Consider the following 19,759-nt stretch of genomic DNA (forward strand, 5'->3'; position numbering starts at 1 on the left):
GAGTATGCGTGCCTTCACGATCACTGGGAACGCGGGGAGGCCGCGCGTTCCCGCCGGCCCGGTCGGGCCCGACGGCGCACGGCGGCCGGGTCCGACGGACGAAGGCGGTGATCAGAGCGTCCGCAACAGCACCGCCGGCTGTTCGACGCAGTCCGCCACGTACCGCAGGAAGCCGCCCGCCGTGCCGCCGTCGCACACCCGGTGGTCGAAGGTGAGCGAGAGCTGCACGACCTGCCGTACCGCCAGCTCGCCCTCGTGCACCCAGGGTTTGGGGACGATGCGGCCGACGCCGAGCATGGCGGCCTCGGGGTGGTTGATGATCGGCGTCGAGCCGTCGACACCGAACACTCCGTAGTTGTTCAGCGTGAAGGTGCCGCCCGTCAGCTGGGCGGGCGTCAGTGTGCCGGTGCGCGCCGCCTCGGTCAGCCGGGCGAACTCCGCGCCGAGCGACTCCGCGTTCCTGGTGTGCGCGTCCCGCACGACGGGGACGACCAGTCCTCGTTCGGTCTGCGCGGCGAACCCGAGGTGCACCTGCTCCAGCCGGACGACCTCGCGGGCTTCCATGTCGACCATGGAGTTGAGTTCGGGGAAGCGGGCCAACGCGGCGGTGCAGATACGGGCGAGCATCGCCAGGAGGGAGATCTTCGGGCCTCTGGCGGCGTTCATGGCCGTGCGAGCGTTCATCAGCTCTGTCGCGTCGGCGTCCACCCAGCAGGTCGCGTCCGGGATCTCACGCCGGCTGCGGGAGAGCTTGTCGGCGACGGCGCCGCGGACGCCTCGGAGGGGGACCCGGGTGCCGGACGAGGTGCCGGCGGCGGGCGCGGACCGCGTGACCGGAGCGGCAACCGGAGCGGCGACGGGCGGTGCGCTCACGGCCCGGGACGCCTCGACCGGAGCCGTGGCGGCCCGCAGCGCGTGCTCGACATCCGCCCGAAGGATCAGGCCGTCGGGCCCCGAGCCCCGCAGCTTCCGCAGGTCGAGCCCGTTCTCCCGGGCGAGACGGCGGACGAGCGGGGAGATGACCGGCACGGGCCCGAGCGGACGCTCGGGGGAGGCGGCCGACCCCGGCCCGTGCGGCTGCTCAGGAGCGGTGACCGGGGCGGCGGCCGTCTCGGCGGAGCCGAGCGCCACCGTCGGCGCCGCTGGACCCGCGGCCCGGACCGGCTCCCCCGGCCGCACCCGCCTGCGGCGGGCCGGGGGCGCCCCGGTGCCGTAGCCGACCAGCACGTTGCCGGAGCCCTCGTGCGCGTCGGCGGCGCCCGCGCCCGTCGGCCCGGCGGAGCCGTCGGCGACCGGCGCTCCCACCGCCACCGTCAACAGCGGTGCCCCGACGGGCAGTTCCGTGCCCTCCTCGCCGAAGCGGGCGGTGACGACGCCGCCGTAGGGGCAGGGGACCTCGACCATGGCCTTGGCCGTCTCGACCTCGACGACGGGCTGGTCGATCGCGACGACGTCCCCGACCTGGACGAGCCAGCGGACGATCTCGGCCTCGGTCAGCCCCTCACCGAGGTCGGGCAGCTTGAACTCCAGCACCTGTGCCATCAGTTCTCCGCCTCCCACTGCAGGCGTCCCACGGCGTCCAGGATCCGGTCGACGCCGGGCAGATGGTGCCGTTCCAGCATCGGCGGCGGGTAGGGGATGTCGAACCCGGCGACGCGCAGCACGGGCGCCTCCAGGTGGTGGAAGCAGCGCTCGGTCACGCGGGCCGCGATCTCGCCGCCCGGGCCGCCGTAGGAGCCGGACTCGTGCACGACCACCGCGCGGCCGGTCCGCCGTACCGACGCGGCGACGGTCTCGTCGTCGAAGGGCACCAGGGAGCGCAGGTCCACGACTTCGAGGTCCCAGCCCTCGGCCGTGGCCGCCTCGGCGGCCTCCAGGCAGACGGGCACGGACGGGCCGTAGGTGATGAGCGTGGCGCTGCGGCCGGTACGGCGCACGACCGCACGGCCGATCGGCTCGACGCCCTGCGGTTCCTCGGGGTTCCAGGTGTCCTTCGACCAGTACAAGCGCTTGGGTTCCAGGAAGACGACCGGGTCGTCGGACGCGATGGCGGCGCGCAGCAGCCCGTAGGCGTCGGCGACGGTGGCGGGCGTGACGACATGGAGGCCGGGGGTCGCCATGTAGTACGCCTCGGAGGAGTCGCTGTGGTGCTCGACGCCGCCGATGCCACCGCCGTAGGGGACGCGGATGGTGATCGGCAGCGGCATCGCGCCGCGCGTGCGGTTGCGCATGCGGGCGACGTGGCTGATGAGCTGCTCGAACGCCGGGTAGGCGAACGCGTCGAACTGCATCTCCACAACGGGCCGCAGCCCGTACATGGCCATGCCGACGGCCGTGCCGAGGATGCCCGCCTCGGCGAGCGGGGTGTCGGTGACGCGGTCCTCGCCGAACTCCTTCGCGAGGCCGTCGGTGACCCGGAAGACTCCGCCGAGGGTGCCGACGTCCTCTCCCATGACGTGCACGGTGGGGTCGGCGGTCATGGCGTCGCGCAGGGCGCGGGTGAGCGCCTGCGCCATGGTGGCGGGCTTGAGCGCGACGGTGGTCATCGGTGTGCCCCTTCTTCCTCCGCCGCCAGCTCGGCCTTCAGCAGGGCTTGCTGTTCGCGCAGTTGAGGGGTCGGTTCGGCGTACACATGGGCGAAGAGGTCCATGGGGTCGAGCACGGGGTCCTGGTTCATGCGCGCGCGCAGGTCGGCGGCCATCGCCTCGGCGGCCTCCTGGGCGGCCCGGATGCCGTCCTCGTCGAGGAGTCCGCGCTCGGTCAGCTCGTGCTCCAGGAGCGCGATCGGGTCGTGCGCACGCCAGGTCTCGACCTCGCCCTCGCCCCGGTAGCGGGTGGCGTCGTCGGCGTTGGTGTGGGCGTCGATGCGGTACGTCACCGCCTCGACCAGCGTGGGCCCGCCGCCCGCGCGCGCGTGGGCCACGGCCTCCGTGAGCACCTGGTGCACGGCCGCCGCGTCGTTGCCGTCGACCAGACGGCCCGGCATCCCGTAGCCGACGGCCTTGTGGGCCAGCGACGGGGCGGCGGTCTGCTTGGCGAGCGGGACGGAGATCGCGAAGCCGTTGTTCTGGACGAGGAAGACGACCGGGGCCTGCCAGACGGCGGCGAAATTGAGGGCCTCGTGGAAGTCGCCCTCGCTGGTGCCGCCGTCGCCGACCAGGGCGAGCGCGACCACGTCGTCGCCTTTGAGGCGGGCGGCGTGCGCGAGGCCCACGGCGTGCGGGAGCTGGGTGGCGAGGGGGGTGCACAGGGGCGCGACACGGTGCTCGTGCGGGTCGTAGCCCGTGTGCCAGTCGCCGCGCAGCAGGGTGAGCGCCTGCACGGGGTCGAGGCCGCGGGCGACGGCGGCGAGCGTGTCGCGGTAGCTCGGGAAGAGCCAGTCCCGCTCTTCGAGGACGAGCGCGGCGGCGACCTCGCAGGCCTCCTGGCCGGTGCTGGAGGGGTAGACGGCGAGCCTGCCCTGCTTGGTCAGGGCCGTGGCCTGCGTGTTGTAGCGACGGCCGCGCACCAGCTCGGCGTAGAGCCGGCGCAGCAGCGCGGGGTCGACGTCGGCGGCCGCGTCCGTGCCGAGCACGCGGTACGGCAGGGCGTCGGGCAGCAGCGGCGCGGGGTCCGTGCGGGGCTGCCAGGCGGGCGGCGGTGTCGGGCGGTACGCGCCCCGCTGCTCCATGACCGTCATACGGCACCTCCTCGTGGGAGTGGCTCAGGGACGCGGCACGGTTGTGACGCGTCTCACCTACCGATTGTTCGGTCGTTGACGCATTTTGGCTACAGGGGACCCGAGGCTGTGGACAAACGGTTCTGCACAGCCTCAAATGAACGCAGTACGTCCATGATGGAGAGGCGGGGGCACATGGCACCTGAACAAATGGCCGAGCCGCCGGAGCACGGCCCGGCCCTGCCGCCCCCTCGACCGCTGGACGCCATAGATCAGGACATCCTGCGCATGCTCCAGTCCGACGGCCGCGCCTCGATACGGTCCGTCGCCGAACGGGTCCACGTCTCGCGTGCCAACGCCTACGCGCGCATCAACCGCCTCATCGAGGACGGCGTGATCCGCGGCTTCGGGGCGCGCGTGAACCACGAGCGCGCCGGAAAGGGCACCTCGGCCTACATCACCCTCAAGATCGTGCAGAACTCCTGGCGCACGGTCCGCGACCAACTGCGCCAGCTCTCCGGCGCCGCGCACATCGCCCTGGTGGGCGGTGACTACGACGTCCTGCTCCTGGTGCACACCTCGGACAACAGAGCCCTGCGCGAGGTCGTCCTCACCAAGCTCCAGGCCATCCCGGAGGTGCTCAGCACCCGGACACTGCTGGTGTTCGAGGAGGAGGACGTGGAACCGGAGGGCTGAGCGGCCCCGGGCGGCGCCCGCGCTGCGCGAGGGGGCGCTCAGCCCTGGCCGCGCAGCCCCGTGAAGACCAGCTGGGCCACGGCTTCGGACACTTCCCGCTCGCCCATGCCCCGCCCGTCCGGGCGGTACCACTCCACGATCGAGTTGATCATCCCGAAGACCAGCCGTGTCGCGAGGCGCACCTCCACGTCGCCTCGGACGTCCCCGTCGGCCGCCGCGGCCTTCAGCAGTTCGGCGACCCGGTGGTCGAAGTCGCGGCGCCGCTCCAGCGCCCAGCGCTCGGTGTCCGTGTTGCCGCGCACCCTCAGCAGCAGCGTCACGTAGGGGAGTTCGTTCATGAGCACCTCGACCATGCGCCGGACGACGTGCTCCAGGCGCTCCACCGACCGCCCCACGCGCGCGGGTTCCTCGTCGAGGATCCCGAAGAGACCGTCCAGCGCCCGGCTGACGGCCCGGCGCAGCAGCTCCTCCTTCCCGGTGACGTGGTGGTATATCGACGACTTGGAGATACCGGCCGCCTTGGACAGGTGCTCCATGGAAGTGCCGTCGTAGCCGCGCTCGTTGAAGACCCGGACGGCGACGGACAGCAGCGTCTCCGGGGTGTACGTGTCGCGCTTGGCGGTGGTCATGAGGAGGTGCCCTCCCGCTTGTCGGAGGCGTAGGCGTGGCGGTAGAGGGCCAGGGACGGCGCATAGCGCCCGGACGGGTCGCGCAGGTGCAGATCGTCCAGGAGGGCGTACGCCCAGTTCCGGCCCAGCCTGCGGCTCCATTCGAAGGGCCCCAGAGGGTAGTTGACGCCCAGGCGCATCGCCGTGTCGATGTCCTCCTTGGTGGCCACGCCCTTGGCGACGGCGTCATGCGCGAGGTCGATGATCCGTGCCACCGTGCGGGCCACGATCATGCCGGGGGCGTCCCCGATGACGCTGACGTCCTTGCCGAGCGCCTGGAAGAGGCCGATGGCCTCGGTGAGGGTCTGCGGCGAGGTGTCCTGGGAGGCGGAGAGCGCGAGCCGGGTGGCCCTGCGGTAGTCGAGCGCCAGGTCGAAGTAGACGACGTCCCGGAACTCCACGGAGGTCTGTCCGTCGGCGAGGGCCAGCTGGCCGCCGCTCGGCAGGACGAGCCGGGTGCCGTGGTCCTCCTCGTCCTCGCGGACCGGGATGCCCGCCTCCCGGATCAGGGCGAGCAGGTCGGAGGCGGGGCCGAGATCGCCCTCGACGACGACGTACGCGGGCGCGGGCACCGGTTCGGCGGTGTGCGGCTCGGGCCGCTCGGCGTCCTCGGCGTGGTCGTACCAGCCGCGCCCCGTCTTGCGGCCGAGCCGACCGGACTCGACGAGCCGTCGCTGGGCCAGCGAGGGCGTGAACCGCACGTCCTGGAAGAAGGCCTGCCAGACGGAGTGGGTGACGGACTCGTTGACGTCCTGCCCGATGAGGTCGGTCAGTTCGAAGGCGCCCATCCTGAAGCCGCCGCACTCCCGCAGGATCGCGTCGATGGTGACGGGCTCGGCCGCCTGCGACTCGTAGACCGCGAAGGCCTCCGCGTAGAACGGCCGTGCGATGCGGTTGACGATGAAACCGGGGGTGTCCGCGCAGGCGACCGGCGTCTTGCCCCAGACGCGCGCCAGCTCGTACGCGCGCGTGGCCGACGTGACGTCGGTGGCGAAGCCGGAGACGACCTCGACGAGGGGCAGCAGCGGCGCGGGGTTGAAGAAGTGCAGGCCCACGAAACGGCCCGGGTTGCGCAGGGCACCGCCGATGGCCGTGACGGACAGGGAGGACGTGTTGGTGGCGAGCAGGCAGTCCTCGCCGACGATGTCCTCCAGCGCGCGGAACAGCTCCTGTTTGACGTCCAGCCGCTCCAGGACCGCCTCGACGACGAGGCCGCAGTCCGCGAGGTCGGGGAGGCTCTCGACGGCGTGCAGCCGGGCGAGCGCGGAGTCCCGGTCCGCACCGGTCATGCGGGCCTTCGCCACGAGCCGGTCGAGCCGGGCACCGATGGCCTCGGCGGCCTCCCGGGCACGACCGGGGACGGTGTCGAACAGTTGTACGGGATGGCCGGCGGCCAACGCGACCTGGGCGATGCCCTGGCCCATGGTGCCGGCGCCGACGACGGCCACGGGGCTGCTGAGGTCGAGTGCTGTCATGTGCGCGATCCTCCCGCACGGGGTTGTCCACAGATGCGGCGGACCCCCTTGTCCCGACCGATCGTTCGGTTACTCTAACTCTGTCCGCCTGTTCCTGCCCAGGTCAGGACTCGATGAAGAGCTCCTGACGTGAGGAGTTGGTCAAGCATGGCCGCCGAACCGTCCGCGCACGCCCTGATCGCCAAGCACCGGCCCACCCTCGACCAGGCCCTGGAAGCGATCCGCACCCGCGCGTACTGGTCGCCCCACCCCGAGCACCCCAAGGCATACGGCGAGAACGGCAGCCTGGGCATGGCCGAGGGCAAGGCCGCCTTCGACGCCCTGCTCGGCACCCGCCTCGACCTCGCCCAGCCCGGCACCGACGACTGGGTGGGCGGCGAGATCTCCCCGTACGGCATCGAGCTGGGCGTCACCTACCCGCACGCGGACGTGGACACGCTGCTGCCGGCCATGAAGGCCGGGCAGCGCGCGTGGCGCGACGCGGGCGCCGAAGCGCGCGCGGCGGTGTGTCTGGAGATCCTCAAGCGCATCAGCGACCGCACCCACGAGTTCGCCCACGCCGTCATGCACACCAGCGGCCAGGCCTTCATGATGGCGTTCCAGGCCGGCGGTCCGCACGCCCAGGACCGAGGCCTGGAGGCGGTGGCCTACGCGTACGCGGAGCAGGTCCGCACCCCGGACGAGGCGGCGTGGAGCAAGCCCCAGGGCAAGCGCGACCCGCTCGCGCTCACCAAGAAGTTCAAGCCCGTCCCGCGCGGCATCGCCCTCGTCATCGGCTGCAACACCTTCCCGACATGGAACGGCTACCCCGGCCTGTTCGCCTCCCTCGCCACCGGCAACGCGGTCCTCGTGAAGCCCCACCCGCGCGCGGTACTGCCGCTCGCCCTCACGGTCCGGGTCGCCCGCGAGGTCCTCGCCGAGACCGGTTTCGACCCGAACCTGGTCGCGCTGGCCGCCGAACGCCCCGGCGAGGGCATCGCCAAGGACCTGGCCACTCGCCCCGAGATCCGCATCATCGACTACACCGGCTCCACGTCCTTCGGCGACTGGCTGGAGGCCAACGCCCGCCAGGCGGAGGTCTACACGGAGAAGGCCGGCGTCAACACGGTGCTCGTCGACTCCACCGACGACTACAAGGGCATGCTCTCCAATCTGGCCTTCTCCCTGTCCCTGTACAGCGGCCAGATGTGCACCACCCCGCAGAACGTGCTCATCCCCCGCGACGGCATCACCACCGACGAGGGCGCCAAGTCCTACGAGGAGGTCGTCAACGATCTCGCCAAGTCGGTCGCCGGCCTGCTGGGCGACGACGCGCGCGCGAACGCGCTGCTCGGCGCGATCGTCAACCCCGACGTCAAGGCCCGTCTCGAAGCGGCCGCCTCACTCGGCGAAGTCGCGCTCGCCGCACGGGAGATCACCCACCCCGAGTTCCCGGACGCGGTCGTCCGGACGCCGGTGATCGTGAAGCTCGACGGCGCGCGGAAGTACTGGGAGCGGACCGACGACGAGGCCGCGTACATGAGCGAGTGCTTCGGCCCGGTGTCGTTCGCCGTCGCGGTCGACTCGGTGGCGGACGGGTTGGACCTGCTTCGCCGGACCATCGCCGAGAAGGGCGCGATGACCGTCGGCGCCTACACGACCTCCGACGAGGTGGCCGAGGCCGTCGAGGAGGTCTGCCTGGAGGAGTGCGCGCAGCTGTCGCTGAACCTCACGGGCGGGGTCTACGTGAACCAGACCGCGGCCTTTTCGGACTTCCACGGCTCCGGCGGGAATCCGGCGGCGAACGCGGCGTTGTGCGACGGGGCGTTCGTGGCCAACCGTTTCCGGGTGGTGGAGGTCCGGCGCGAGGCGTAGAGGCCCGCGCCCCTGGAGGGCGCTGCCTCAGCGCCGCCGCCTCAGAAGGCGCCCGCGCTCCAGTGGTACAGCGTCATCGCCACGCTCGTCGCCAGGTTGTAGCTGGAGACCTGGGGACGCATGGGGAGCGCCAGCAAGTGGTCGGCACGGGAGCGCAGTTCGGCGGAGAGACCGCTGCGTTCGGAGCCGAAGGCCAGGACGGCGTCGTCCGGGAGCTTCAGCCCCCGGATGTCGTCGCCCTCGGGATCGAGCGCGAAGAGGGGGCCCGGGGGCAGATCGGCCACACTCAGGCGTTCGACGGCGGTCGCGAAGTGCAGGCCCGCCCCACCGCGCACGACAGTGGGGTGCCAGGGATCCAAGGTGCCCGTGGTGACCACGCCGGTCGCGCCGAAACCGGCCGCCAGCCGGATCACGGCCCCCGCGTTGCCCAGGTTGCGCGGGTTGTCGAGGACGACGACCGGGGTGGTGCGCGGCGTACGGGCGAGCGCCGCCAGATGGGCCGCGCGCGAGGGGCGTACGGCGAGGGCGGCGACGGCAGTGGGGTGCGGGCGGGCCACGAGGCTCCGGTACGTCTCCTCCGGGACCTCGTGGAGGAGGCCCGCGAGCCGGTCCTGGACGTCCGGGGCCAAGTCGTCGGCGAGGGCGAGCGCCGCCGCGCGGTCCACGGTGACGGCCACCGGAACCTCGGCGCCGAAGCGCACGGCGTGCTTGAGCGTGTGGAAACCGTCCAGCAGGACGGCGGTGTCGACCAGGCGGCGCCAGGCTCGCACGGGGTCACCGACCGGCCGTGCTTGCGGTCCACTCACGGCGTCGACCACCGGTCGGTGTGCCACTCCGTCCAGCGGTCCGTATGCCGGCCCGTCGGCCGGTCCGTCCGCTGGTGCGCTCACCGGATCGTTCATGCGGTGAAGCCTACGTGGGGCTGCTCCGCCTCCCCCTCCTCCTGCCTCTCCCCCTTCTCCCGCTTCTCCTGGGTGAGCGAAGGCTGTCCCGGGCCGCGCGGGCCCGGGATCGTACGGCCGCTCCCCGGCGGCACACGACGCACGACGCGGTCACGCGCGCGTGCCACCAGGCCACCCAGACGCTTCAGGAAGGGCGTCGGCAGGAAGACGGCGTCGGCGGCGATCATCGCGAGCGAGAAGAACGGCAGCCCCAGCACGACGGCGATCACGGCGTGCTCGGTGATCATGACCGCCAGCAGGATGTTCTTGACCCGCCGGTTGAAGAGCGTGAACGGGAAGGCGACCTGCACGATCACCGTCCCGTAGGTCACCAGCATCACCATCGTGCCGCTGGACGACATCAGGTCGGAGAGCGCGGCCCAGGGCGAGAAGTAGTCCAGGTGGAACGGGTAGTAGGCGGCCGTGCCGTCCTGCCAGCGCGAGCCCTGGATCTTGTACCAGCCGGCCGCCGCGTAGATCAGACACGCCTCTGCCATGATCACGACCAGGGCGGCGTTGTGCGCGAGATTTCCGACGATGTCGAGCAGCGCACGCGGCTTGGTGTCCGACTCGATGCGTCCGGCGGCCCACCACAGGCCGTGCACCGCCCACAGCCCCCAGAAGAACGTGAGCCAGCCGCCCAGCAGGCCCCCGGGGACGAGACCACCGAACGTCGACACCAGCAGCGCGAAGCCGAGCACACCCCACAGGAGGGGGCCGGCCAGGTCCTCCCGCGCTCCGCCGTCCCGTTCCAGGCGCTCGCGCACGCGCCGTGCACGCCGTGCGTCCAGCGACCAGACCTGGGCACAGCGGACGAAGACGAGATAGATCGCCATGAGGTGGATGACGTTGTCGCCGCCGTCCCCCATGAAGACGCTGCGGTTCTGCAGCGAGAGGACGCCCACCATGAAGAGGACGCTCACGGCGCGGGTGCGCCAGCCGAGCAGCAGCAGGAAGGTCGACAGGATGGCGACGGCGTAGACGATCTCGAACCACACCATGCTGTCGGACCACATCAGCACCGTGAAGGCGTCGTTGTCCGCGATCAGCCGCTGGGCCAGCTCCCAGCTCCAGGGCCCGTCCGGGCCGTACAGTTCGCGCCGGTGCGGAAACTCGCGCAACAGGAACAGCAGCCAGGTCGCGGAGAAGCCGATACGGATGATCGCGCTCTGGTACGGGCCCAGCGCACGATCGGTGACACGGGTGATGCCGTTGGCCGTCGCCGCGACGAGGCGGCCCATGGGGCTCACCGGCGGCACCGGGTGGGGCGGGATCATGGAACTCATCCGGCGCCGGCCTCCGTCCGGCCGGTGGCGGCCCGGTCGGCGTCGGCCGCGTCGGCCGCGTCGGCCGCAGCGTCCGTCCGGTCGTCGTCGGTCACCGACCACCAGGGCAGCTCACGGACGACGGGCTTGTCGGTCACCTTTTCCTCGCTCCACTCGGGCGGCGGCACATTGGTGGTACGGGACCGGAGCTGGATCCGCTCGATCTCACCGCCGGGGCCGTCGGCCTGCTCACGGTCGAGGCGCATCACGACGATGCGGCGCACATAGCGCTCGGACAGATCGCCGCGCGACGAGGTGGCGCGGTGCTCACCGTCGTGCGTGGCGGTGTAGAAGTCCCAGGCCCGGCGCAGTTCGTTCTGCTGGGTGTGGCTGGGCACCGGATTGTGGTCGATCGCGGCGCCGTCCAGCGCCGACAGGTCGTACCAACCGGTCGTGCGCACCTCTCCGTCAGCGGTGCGGACCTCGGCGCGCGCCTGCACCGCGATGTTCTGCTGCAGCGGGTTCGGGGCGAACAGCTTCCAGTTCTGCTCGAACTCCGGGTAGACCCATTCGTCCACCGCCCGGCCGTGCTGCTTCGTCAACGTGTTCGAGGGCGCTATGTGCAGAAACACCAGCCCGAGATGCGCACAGGTCGCCACGGCCACGATGGCGAGCACCAGCGCCACGGCGATCTGGTACGGCAGCGTCAGCGCGGCGATACCGGAGGCCGGCTGCGCCGGCCCGGCTATCTGCTCCGGTCGCGAGTGCGGGAACGACTCCGCCGGCGAATCGTCCGGTGGCCCCGATGACACATCCGACCCTGACGGCGAAACCGGTGATCCCGGTGATCCCGGTGATCCCGGTGATCCCGGTGATCCCGACAACGAATCCGATGGTGACCGAGGCAGAGGCAGGGGTGGAGGCAGGACGCTCGGGGCCGGGGTCTCACCGGCCGGCCGCCCCCTCGGCGGCGTATCGCTCGCGGAGGCCGCGTCGCCCTCGGGCTCGTCCCGCCCTCGCTGGGCGTTCGAGACCTCGTCGTTCGCGTCCATTGCGCCCAGCTCCCCGATTTCCACTACCCGGTCGACTTCCCCACCGGAACTTACTCAGCCGCACTCCTCCGGCACAGCCCCGAATGGCCACAGCAGTCACATCGTCACACCGCTCACACGGCACCCATGAGGTTATCCACAGCGGGGGACACCTTACGGCGCGGTGTGGCCCGCTTCTCTTCCGACAGCCGCCCCGACCACGCCCCCGCCTGTCCGACCTGGCCTTCGTCGCCCGGCCACTGCCTCGGCCCCCTCACACCATTCCCTTCTTCTAGAACCTGTTCTATCTTGACGCCCCGTCATCGGCGAAACGGAAGGGGCGGGACCGTGGACTTCACGTTCACCGAGGAGCAGCAGGCGGCGGCCGAGGCGGCGAGGGCGGTGTTCGCCGGGGTCGCGCCGGACGGTGTGCCCAGCCCGTCGCTCGTGCCGGGGGCGGTGGCCGACGACTTCGACCGGGCTCTGTGGGCGAAGCTCGCCGACGCGGACCTGCTCAGCCTGTTGCTCGACCCCGCGTACGGAGGGTCGGGGCTCGACCCGATCGCGCTGTGCCTGGTCCTGCGCGAGTCGGCGAAGGTGCTGGCCAGGGGGCCACTGCTGGAGAACAGCGCGGCGGCCGTGTCGGTGCAGGCCCATGGGAGCGAGGAGCTGAAGGCGGAGCTGCTCGCGCGCGTCGGCAGGGGCGAGGTCGTCCTGACCGTCGCCGCGCACGGCCGCACGGGCCACGATCCGGCCGAACTCGCCGTGACCGCCCGCCGGGACGAAGGCGGCGTCTGGGTCCTGGACGGCGTGCAGACGGCGGTGCCCTGGGCCCACAACGCGGACTTCATCGTCGTCCCCGCCACGGTCGCGGCCGCCGACGGCCGTGCCGTGCTCGCCCTCGTCCCCCGCCTCCACGCAGGGGTGACGCTCGCCGAGCAGATCTCCACCACCGGTGAACGGCTCGCGGAGCTGCGCCTGGACGCGACACGGGTCGCCGACCGGGATGTCCTCGACGCGGAGGGCGCGTGGGAACGGCTGCGGGAGCTGCTGGCCACCGGCACATGCGCGCTGGCGCTCGGCCTGGGCGAAAGGGTCCTCGGCATGACCAGTGAGTACGCCGGCAAGCGCGAACAGTTCGGCTTCCCGATCGCCTCGTTCCAGGCCGTCGCCGTACAGGCCGCCGACCGCTTCATCGACCTGCGCGCGATGGAGGCGACGCTGTGGCAGGCCGCCTGGCGCATCACCTCGGGCGCGGGAGGTGCGCTGCCCGCCTCCGGAGATGTCGCCGTGGCCAAGATCTGGGCCTCGGAGGGGGTACGACGGGTGGTACAGACCGCACAGCATCTGCACGGGGGCTTCGGCGCCGACGTCGACTATCCCCTGCACCGCTATCACGCCTGGGCCAAGCAGCTCGAACTGTCGCTGGGGCCCGCAGCGGCCCACGAGGAGGCCCTCGGGGACCTTCTGGCGGCACACCCCATGAGCTGAGGCGTCACACGCAGACCTCGACGCGGGGCGCGCACGTCCGATCCGCACGCTCTCTCCGCGCGCCCCGACCCGCCGCGTCCCCTAGAGAACGAAGCCCGCCCCGCCCTTGTCGTCCACCACCGGACGGCCGAGGGCCGCCCACACCTGCATGCCACCGTCGACGTTCACGGCGTCGATGCCCCGCTGGACGAGATAGTTGGTGACCTGCGCCGAACGCCCGCCCGAGCGGCAGATCACATGGACCCTGCCGTCCTGCGGCGCCGCCTCGGTGAGCTCGCCGTAGCGCGCCACGAACTCGCTGATGGGGATGTGCAGCGCCCCTTCGGCATGACCCGCCTGCCACTCGTCGTCCTCCCGGACGTCCAGCAGGAAGTCGTCGTCCTTGAGGTCTCCGACCTCGACCGTGGGCACACCCGCTCCGAAATGCATGCCTCCGACGCTACCCGACCGAACGGCCGACGTCCGAAGCCCTCGGCGGCCCGAGCGGTCCCATCAGTCGGAGCAAGCGGACAGGGCCGCCCCCGGGCAGACCGACCGCCCCGCCTCAGCCACTGCAAACGCCTCAGCCGCCGCAACCGCCCCCGACGGTCCTGCCCTCCCTACCCGTCCTGGCCGACCAACCCCGCCAGCTCCGCCTCACGCTGTTCGACCTCCGCCAGCAACTGGTCGGCGATCTCGTCGAGGAGGCGGTCCGGGTCGTCCGGCGCGAGGCGGAGCATCGAGCCGATGGCGCCTTCTTCCAGCTCACGGGCGAGGAGCGCGAGAAGCTCCTTGCGCTGGGCGAGCCATTCCAGCCGGGCGTACAGCTCCTCGGCACGACTCGGCCTGCGCTCCTCCGGCACGGGCCCGGCCGCCCACTCCTCGGACAGCTCCCGCAGCAGCACCTCGTCGCCACGGCCGTACGCGGCGTTCACCCGGGCTATGAACTCGTCCCGCCGTTCCCGCTCCTCGTCGTCACGCGCCAGATCGGGGTGTGCCTTGCGAACCAGTTCGCGGTAGAGCCTGCGGGCCTCGTCACTCGGGCGCACCCTTTCCGGGGACCGTACGGGCTGGTCGGTGAGCATGGCCGCCGCCTCGGGGAACAGGCCCTCCGAGTCCATCCAGCCGTGGAACAACTCCTCCACGCCCGGCATGGGCATGACCCGAGCTCGCGCTTCCTGCGCCTTGCGCACGTCCTCGGGGTCACCGGTGCGCGCCGCCTTCGCCTCGGCGATCTGAGCGTCCAGCTCGTCCAGCCGCGCGTACACGGGACCGAGCTTCTGGTGATGCAACCGGGAGAAGTTCTCGACCTCGACCCGGAACGTCTCCACGGCGATCTCGTACTCGATCAACGCCTGCTCGGCCGCCCGCACGGCCCGCTCCAGCCGCTCCTCGGGCCGCCCGGAACTCGTGCCCCCGGCGTCACCCGCACCGTCGGCGGATGCCGGGCCCTCAGCGGACACCGGCGCCTCGTCAGCCACCGGGGCCTCAGCAGACGTGTCGCCCTCGGCGGACGGCGTCGCCTCGCCGGGCTCGGTACTCGCGTCGGGCCTCGCGGTCTCCACGGGCTCGGCAGAGCGCTCGGACGGTGTCTGGTCGGCTTCCGGGGTCGTCACCCGACCCAGCCTAGGCCACGGCTCCCGGCCGAACCGAAAGCCACCGGACACCTGGCCTTCGCGCATCCTTGCGAACACTCGGACACCCCTGGCCGCCCTATCGGCCCGCCCCCGTCACCCCTGCCCTCACACCCTCCCCTCCACGATCCATCCTGCCCTCAGAGATCCACCCTGCCCTCAGACCCCCGTCTCCGCCGCGATCCGCCCTGCCCGCACCGCCGCCACCAGGTCCGCGTGGTCCGCCTCCGTGCGGTCCGCGTAGGTGACGGCGAACGTGGCCGTCGCCTCGTCGAGTTCGTCGTTCTTGCCGCAGTAGCCGGCGAGAAGGCGGGGGTCGGCGCTGTGGGCGTGGGCGCGGGCGAGGAGGGCGCCCGTCATGCGGCCGTAGTCGTCGAGCTGGTCGGCGGCCAGGGCGGCGGGGTCGACACTGCCCTTGCGGTTGCGGAACTGGCGTACCTGGAAAGGGTGTCCGTCGACCGTGGTCCAGCCCAGCAGTATGTCGCTGACGACCTGCATACGCTTCTGACCGAGGACCACCCGGCGCCCCTCGTGGTCCACCTCCGGCACCTCGAAGCCGACGGTCGGCAGGTGCGGTTCGAGTGCGGAGGGTCGGGCCTCCTTCACCTGGAGGACGAGCGGTTCACCGCGGTGGTCCAGGAGAAGGACGACGTACGAGCGGGTGCCCACACTGCCGGTGCCGACCACGCGGAACGCCACGTCCTGCACGGCGTACCGGGCGAGCAGCGGGTGGCGGTCCTCCGAGAGCGTGGTCAGGTACTGCGTCAGGGAGGTGGCCACGACGGCGGCCTCCTTGTCGTCCACGCGTCGCAGCACCGGCGGCGCGTCCACGAAGTGTCGGCCGCCGCCCTCCACCTGCCGGGTCGCCTTGGCCGCGAAACGGCCGCTCGTGTTGGCGCGCGCCTTCTCCGCCACCCGCTCCAGCGTGCCCAGCAGGTCGTGGGCGTCGGTGTAGGAGACCAGTTCCTCGTCGGCGATGGCGTTCCACGCGTCGAGCGCCGAGAGCTTGGCAAGGAGCCTCATGGTGCGCCGGTAGGCGCCCGTGGCGTCGTACGCCGCCTTGCGGCAGACGTCTTCGTCGGCGCCCCCTTCTCGGCCGGCGAGCACCAGCGAGGCGGCGAGGCGCTTGAGGTCCCACTCCCAGGGGCCGTGCACGGTCTCGTCGAAGTCGTTGAGGTCGATGACGAGCTCGCCGCGGGCGTCCCCGTACAGGCCGAAGTTGGCCGCGTGGGCGTCGCCGCAGATCTGGGCGCCGATGCCGGTGACGGGCGTACGGGCCAGGTCATGGGCCATGAGGCCCGCCGAGCCCCGCAGGAACGCGAACGGGCTGGCCGACATCCTGCCGACCCGTATCGGGGTGAGCTCGGGGATCCGGCCGCGATTGGACTCCTCGACTGCGGAGACCGCGTCCGGACGGTCCGTGGTGAGCGTCAGATCCGCGTGCGCACTACGGGGCACCCGTGTGCGCAGCGCCTTGCCCTCGTCCTTGGGCGACCCCACCGCGGGCCACCGAGCGAACCCCGTCACCGCCGGCACCCGCGCAGCGGCCGACGGTGTCACGGCCGCCACCCCGCCCGGCCCTGATCCCGCCGGCTCCGATCCGGACCCAGCCCCCGCCGTCATCACACCGACCTCGGTCACAGCGACCGCCTCCCCCGCACCCGTCCACGCACGAACATCAACTCGTGACGACGGTACAGCCGGTGGCCGAAACGCGTCAGACCCTGTGGACAACTCCGTGCCACACCCGTCCACACCTGTGGAAAACCAGTTCCGGCCGCCGCTCCACTACCGTGCCGTCCCCGTGCACGGCCAGCTCTTCGGCAGATGGATCATGGCCCAGTCCTGGAGTTCTTGGAGCCCCGGCTCCAGCGCCGCCCCGCCGCCGTCAGCCGATGGACCACACGCAGCGGCGGCCCTTCGTCGACCTCGCGCACCACCAGCCCGGCCGAGCCGAGTTCGGTGGGCCGGTCGGAGAGCATGCGCTCGCTGATCCCGGGGATCGCCCTGCGCAGGTCGACGAAGTGGGCCGGGTGCGGCAGCAGCGCGGCCACGATCAGCCCCGTCCAGCACTTGCCGAGCAGGGAGAACACCCGGGTGCTGCCGTCGTCGACCTGTCGGCACGGCCCGGCGCCGAAGGGCGGCCACCCCGCCAGGGAACGGCCGCCCTTGTGGTCGGGCCTTCGTGACCACGCGTCGTCGCGTACCCGCACGCCCGGGCCGTCAGGCCGCGTACGTGGCGTTCTGAGCCGTGGTCACCACCTTCTGGCCGTCGCCCTGGCTCAGCAGCCCGGCCGACACCCAGGAGTCGACCGTCGCCTGCACCCGCGCCACCAGCGCACCCTTGTCGGCGAACGGCGCCCCGGCCCAGATCTCGTCCAACAGGGTCGTCCCGTCGGACTTCACCGGGTTGGCGACGCCCGAGTCGGTGCCTCCGAGGACGACCTTCGGCTCGGAGCGCCTGACGTAGGCGTGGGTCGGATCCTCGCTCCCCTCGTGGAAGGGAGCGAATTCGGTGCCGTCCAACGTGTAGTGCAGCGGCTTTCCGCTCACCGGCGCGAGGGAGGGCAACAGGTCACCGGAGAGCCCCGCGTTGCGGTACAGCCCGACCGGCAGATAGCTCGTGGCACTGCTCCTGCCGACCAGGTTGACCGGTCCGTAGAACAGCGTCTGCAGCGACGGGTCGTCGAGCGCCTTCTCCACCCGCAGCCGGAACGGGATCGTCACACGTACGACGTCCCCGGCGCGCCAGGTGCGGGAGGGGATCGTGAAGTAGCTCCCCGCTGCCGGAGTACCGCTCACCGCACTGCCGTTGACGGTCACCCGGAAACCGGCGGTGGCCCAGGAGGGCACCCGAAGCCGCAGTGCGAAGGCCGCGCTGCCGCCCCCGACGGTGATCGTGGAGCCCTGCTCCCGCGGATAGTCGGTGCTCTGGGCGATCGTCACGCCCTTCGCGGACCAGTTCAGCGTGGCCGCGCTGTACAGGTTGACGTACAGCGCGCTGCCGTCGGCCTTGGCGAAGTACACCGAGTCCTGGTACTTGGTGGCGCTCTCCATGCCGGTGCCCTCACAGCAGGTGGTGCCCTGCTTGGGGGTGTAGTCGCGGACATGACCGGGCTTCAGCCCGATGAAGTACGTGACCAGCGGCTTCTCGGCGTCGGCCTTGTCCTGCTTGGAGCCGAGGACCTGGTTGAGCAGGGCCCGCTCGTAATAGTCCATGTATTTCGGGTCCTGATCGTGGAAGAACAGGCTCCGGCTCAGCTTGAGCAGGTTGTACGCGCAGCAGGTCTCGGCGTTGGTGTCGCTGATCGTTCCCGAGATGACCCCTCGAGCCTTCCAGAACTCGGCCGTGCTGGTGCCGCCGATCCCGTACATGCGCTGCGGGATCACCATGCCCCAGAAGTTCTTCGCGGCGGTGAGATAGCGCGTCTCGCCCGTCGCGTCGTACAGCCGGACGTAACCGGTCATGATCGGAATGTGTTGATTGGCGTGAAGTCCGTCCAGGATGTCGGTGCCGGCGGCGCAGGCGTCGATGAGCCGGTCGAGGTCGAACAGCTTGGCCAATGCGAGATGGTCGGCCTTGCCAGTGATCGTGTACAGGTCGACGATCGCCTCGACGATGCCGCCGAACTCACCGCTGGAGAAGATGCCCCACATCCGCTGCAGCGTGGCGTCGGGCAGCTTGGACAGCCGGGAGTACATCCAGTCGCACATGCCGGAGGCCAGATCGAGCGCGCGGGCGTCGTCCGTGGCGAGGTAGGCGTCGAGCAGGCCCTTGAGGATCTTGTGCGCGGTGTAGTACGGCGCCCACACCTTGGTGTAGTCGGCGGTGGTCCGCGTCTCCAGGTCGATGAACTGCGTCTCCGGGTACGCGGCGAGGAAACCGGGGTGGCTCGGTCCGCCCCAGGTGCGGCGCAGCGTGGCGGTCAGGCCGCGTCCGGAGGCATCGTCGAAGGTGCCGCCGGAGGTCGCGAAGAAGTAGTAGGACGCGAGGTTGCCGAGCCCCGCGGAGGACTTCTTCGCCTCGTTGGTCTGCAACGAGGCGATCTCGGCCGCTGTCAGCGCCCTCGACCAGACGTTGAACTCGTCGAAGGCGCCCGCGAAAACCGGGTCGTCGGGGTAGTTCGAGCGGCCCAGCCAGTTGTTCGTCAGGGTGCCCAGGACGGACGGGTTGAGCGTCATCGAGGTGCTCTGGGCGACGGCGGTGCCGTTGACATAGAGGGTGCCCGTGGTGCCGCTGATCGTGACGGCCAGGTGGCTCCACTGATTGAGCGGCAGGGCCGCGGTGCCGTTGAGGGCCTGCTCTCCGCCCGCACCGCTGGTGGTGATCGCGAAACGTGGCACCCCGCTGCCATTGCGGGAGGCCAGGTACATGTACCGGGTCGTGTTGTTGCCGAAGTCGAAGATCCTCTGCCAGTTGCCGTTGTGGGTGGGCTTCACCCAGACCGACAGGGTGATCGCCGAGGCACCGCCGAGCACAGCGGCCGGCAGGTCGACGTACTGGTACGAGCCACGGACGTTCTCGTGCGCGCCGCCCCATTTCCCGGTGACGGCGAGCATGCGTGGATCCTTGCGCAGCGCCTCACGGACTTCGGTGAGCGCACCGACCATGGTGTGGATCTTGTCGGCGTACACCTGCTCTCCGGTGCTCGCGTACGCCTGCGACAGCATCGTCAGGAAGTGCCCGGTGTAATGGCCGCGCAGATTGCCGTTGGCCTCGCCGTCCAGGCCCTCCCAGCCGCCGGGGGCGACCGCGCCCTTGGTGGAGAGTCCCGCGTTGGCGCGGAAGACCTGCAACAGCCGGTCGACGTCGTAGCCGCGGCCGTGGTCGAGCATCAGCTGACGTTTGGCGGCGAAAAGGCCCTGGCCGAGCGTCACGTCCTTGAGCTCGAAGGGCCGCACCGACCAGGTGGACGGCGTCGGGACCGTGGCGGCGACCGCGCGGCCACCGCCCGTCCCCAGGGAGACCCCGGGTACGGCCGCGGCAAGAATCGCGGACTGGAGGAGAAAACGTCTGGAGAGGGGCGGTGCCATGTGCGCCTCGTCTCTGGCAGGAGTGGGGTGTAG

At 71.4% G+C, this 19,759-nt stretch carries 15 protein-coding genes and 1 pseudogene; 3 read left to right on the forward strand and 13 right to left on the reverse strand.

Annotated elements, in window-relative coordinates; genetic code table 11:
- Positions 1 to 111: 111 nt before the first annotated feature.
- From K1J60_RS21680 to pdhA, 3 genes are read right to left on the reverse strand one after another with little or no spacing between them, the layout of a single operon-like run.
- On the reverse strand, positions 112 to 1,542 hold the full coding sequence (locus K1J60_RS21680; protein WP_220647653.1) for a dihydrolipoamide acetyltransferase family protein: 1,431 nt from the start codon (positions 1,540 to 1,542) through the stop codon (positions 112 to 114).
- The gene (locus tag K1J60_RS21685; RefSeq protein ID WP_220647654.1) at positions 1,542 to 2,546 is read right to left on the reverse strand and encodes an alpha-ketoacid dehydrogenase subunit beta; all 1,005 of its coding nucleotides are present in this window, start codon (positions 2,544 to 2,546) and stop codon (positions 1,542 to 1,544) included. The genes K1J60_RS21680 and K1J60_RS21685 overlap by 1 nt, the downstream gene beginning before the upstream one ends.
- A complete protein-coding gene (pdhA, locus tag K1J60_RS21690) occupies positions 2,543 to 3,679 on the reverse strand; it encodes a pyruvate dehydrogenase (acetyl-transferring) E1 component subunit alpha (RefSeq protein ID WP_220647655.1) in 1,137 nt (378 codons plus the stop codon). The genes K1J60_RS21685 and pdhA overlap by 4 nt, the downstream gene beginning before the upstream one ends.
- Before the next feature lie 189 nt (positions 3,680 to 3,868).
- On the opposite strand from pdhA, the gene K1J60_RS21695 reads away from it, so the two are divergent.
- Complete coding sequence (locus tag K1J60_RS21695; RefSeq protein ID WP_033530563.1) at positions 3,869 to 4,354, forward strand: Lrp/AsnC family transcriptional regulator; 486 nt, start codon at positions 3,869 to 3,871, stop codon at positions 4,352 to 4,354.
- 38 nt (positions 4,355 to 4,392) lie between these two features.
- Here the strand turns inward: K1J60_RS21695 and K1J60_RS21700 are convergent, their stop codons facing one another.
- Both K1J60_RS21700 and K1J60_RS21705 read right to left on the reverse strand, forming a co-directional pair.
- Complete coding sequence (locus K1J60_RS21700) at positions 4,393 to 4,983, reverse strand: TetR/AcrR family transcriptional regulator (protein ID WP_220647656.1); 591 nt, start codon at positions 4,981 to 4,983, stop codon at positions 4,393 to 4,395.
- Complete coding sequence (locus K1J60_RS21705) at positions 4,980 to 6,497, reverse strand: 3-hydroxyacyl-CoA dehydrogenase (RefSeq protein ID WP_220647657.1); 1,518 nt, start codon at positions 6,495 to 6,497, stop codon at positions 4,980 to 4,982. Before K1J60_RS21705 ends, K1J60_RS21700 begins: the two co-directional genes overlap by 4 nt.
- Positions 6,498 to 6,644: 147 nt before the next feature.
- Between K1J60_RS21705 and paaN the strand changes: the two genes are divergently transcribed.
- Positions 6,645 to 8,351 carry a phenylacetic acid degradation protein PaaN gene (gene paaN, locus K1J60_RS21710; protein WP_220647658.1) on the forward strand — a complete coding sequence of 569 codons (1,707 nt, stop codon included), beginning with the start codon at positions 6,645 to 6,647 and terminating at the stop codon, positions 8,349 to 8,351.
- A 41-nt stretch (positions 8,352 to 8,392) separates the two neighbouring features.
- On the opposite strand, the gene K1J60_RS21715 is transcribed toward paaN, so the two are convergent.
- From K1J60_RS21715 to K1J60_RS21725, 3 genes are read right to left on the reverse strand one after another with little or no spacing between them, the layout of a single operon-like run.
- Positions 8,393 to 9,253: a TrmH family RNA methyltransferase gene (locus K1J60_RS21715; protein ID WP_259407855.1), complete on the reverse strand. Its 861-nt coding sequence runs from the start codon at positions 9,251 to 9,253 to the stop codon at positions 8,393 to 8,395.
- Complete coding sequence (locus tag K1J60_RS21720) at positions 9,250 to 10,533, reverse strand: HTTM domain-containing protein (RefSeq protein ID WP_220651616.1); 1,284 nt, start codon at positions 10,531 to 10,533, stop codon at positions 9,250 to 9,252. The genes K1J60_RS21715 and K1J60_RS21720 overlap by 4 nt, the downstream gene beginning before the upstream one ends.
- Before the next feature lie 41 nt (positions 10,534 to 10,574).
- Entirely contained in the window at positions 10,575 to 11,609 is a 1,035-nt protein-coding gene (locus tag K1J60_RS21725) for a DUF5819 family protein (protein ID WP_220647659.1), read from the reverse strand.
- A 327-nt stretch (positions 11,610 to 11,936) separates the two neighbouring features.
- On the opposite strand from K1J60_RS21725, the gene K1J60_RS21730 reads away from it, so the two are divergent.
- Positions 11,937 to 13,079: an acyl-CoA dehydrogenase family protein gene (locus K1J60_RS21730; protein ID WP_220647660.1), complete on the forward strand. Its 1,143-nt coding sequence runs from the start codon at positions 11,937 to 11,939 to the stop codon at positions 13,077 to 13,079.
- Between the two features lie 81 nt (positions 13,080 to 13,160).
- On the opposite strand, the gene K1J60_RS21735 is transcribed toward K1J60_RS21730, so the two are convergent.
- The 5 genes and pseudogenes from K1J60_RS21735 to K1J60_RS21755 form a co-directional block, all read right to left on the reverse strand.
- The gene (locus K1J60_RS21735) at positions 13,161 to 13,490 is read right to left on the reverse strand and encodes a rhodanese-like domain-containing protein (RefSeq protein WP_220651617.1); all 330 of its coding nucleotides are present in this window, start codon (positions 13,488 to 13,490) and stop codon (positions 13,161 to 13,163) included.
- Positions 13,491 to 13,678: 188 nt separating this feature from the next.
- Positions 13,679 to 14,674 (reverse strand): hypothetical protein, encoded by a 996-nt coding sequence (locus K1J60_RS21740; RefSeq protein WP_220647661.1) that lies wholly within the window; start codon positions 14,672 to 14,674, stop codon positions 13,679 to 13,681.
- A gap of 177 nt (positions 14,675 to 14,851) precedes the next feature.
- Positions 14,852 to 16,315, reverse strand: coding sequence for a DUF2252 domain-containing protein (locus tag K1J60_RS21745; protein WP_220651618.1), 1,464 nt, complete (start codon positions 16,313 to 16,315; stop codon positions 14,852 to 14,854).
- A 165-nt stretch (positions 16,316 to 16,480) separates the two neighbouring features.
- A pseudogene (locus K1J60_RS21750) lies at positions 16,481 to 16,848 on the reverse strand (winged helix-turn-helix transcriptional regulator).
- Between the two features lie 67 nt (positions 16,849 to 16,915).
- A complete protein-coding gene (locus K1J60_RS21755) occupies positions 16,916 to 19,726 on the reverse strand; it encodes a beta-L-arabinofuranosidase domain-containing protein (RefSeq protein ID WP_220647662.1) in 2,811 nt (936 codons plus the stop codon).
- Positions 19,727 to 19,759: the final 33 nt, after the last annotated feature.

Source organism: Streptomyces akebiae (genome assembly GCF_019599145.1).
Classification (GTDB): domain Bacteria; phylum Actinomycetota; class Actinomycetes; order Streptomycetales; family Streptomycetaceae; genus Streptomyces; species Streptomyces akebiae.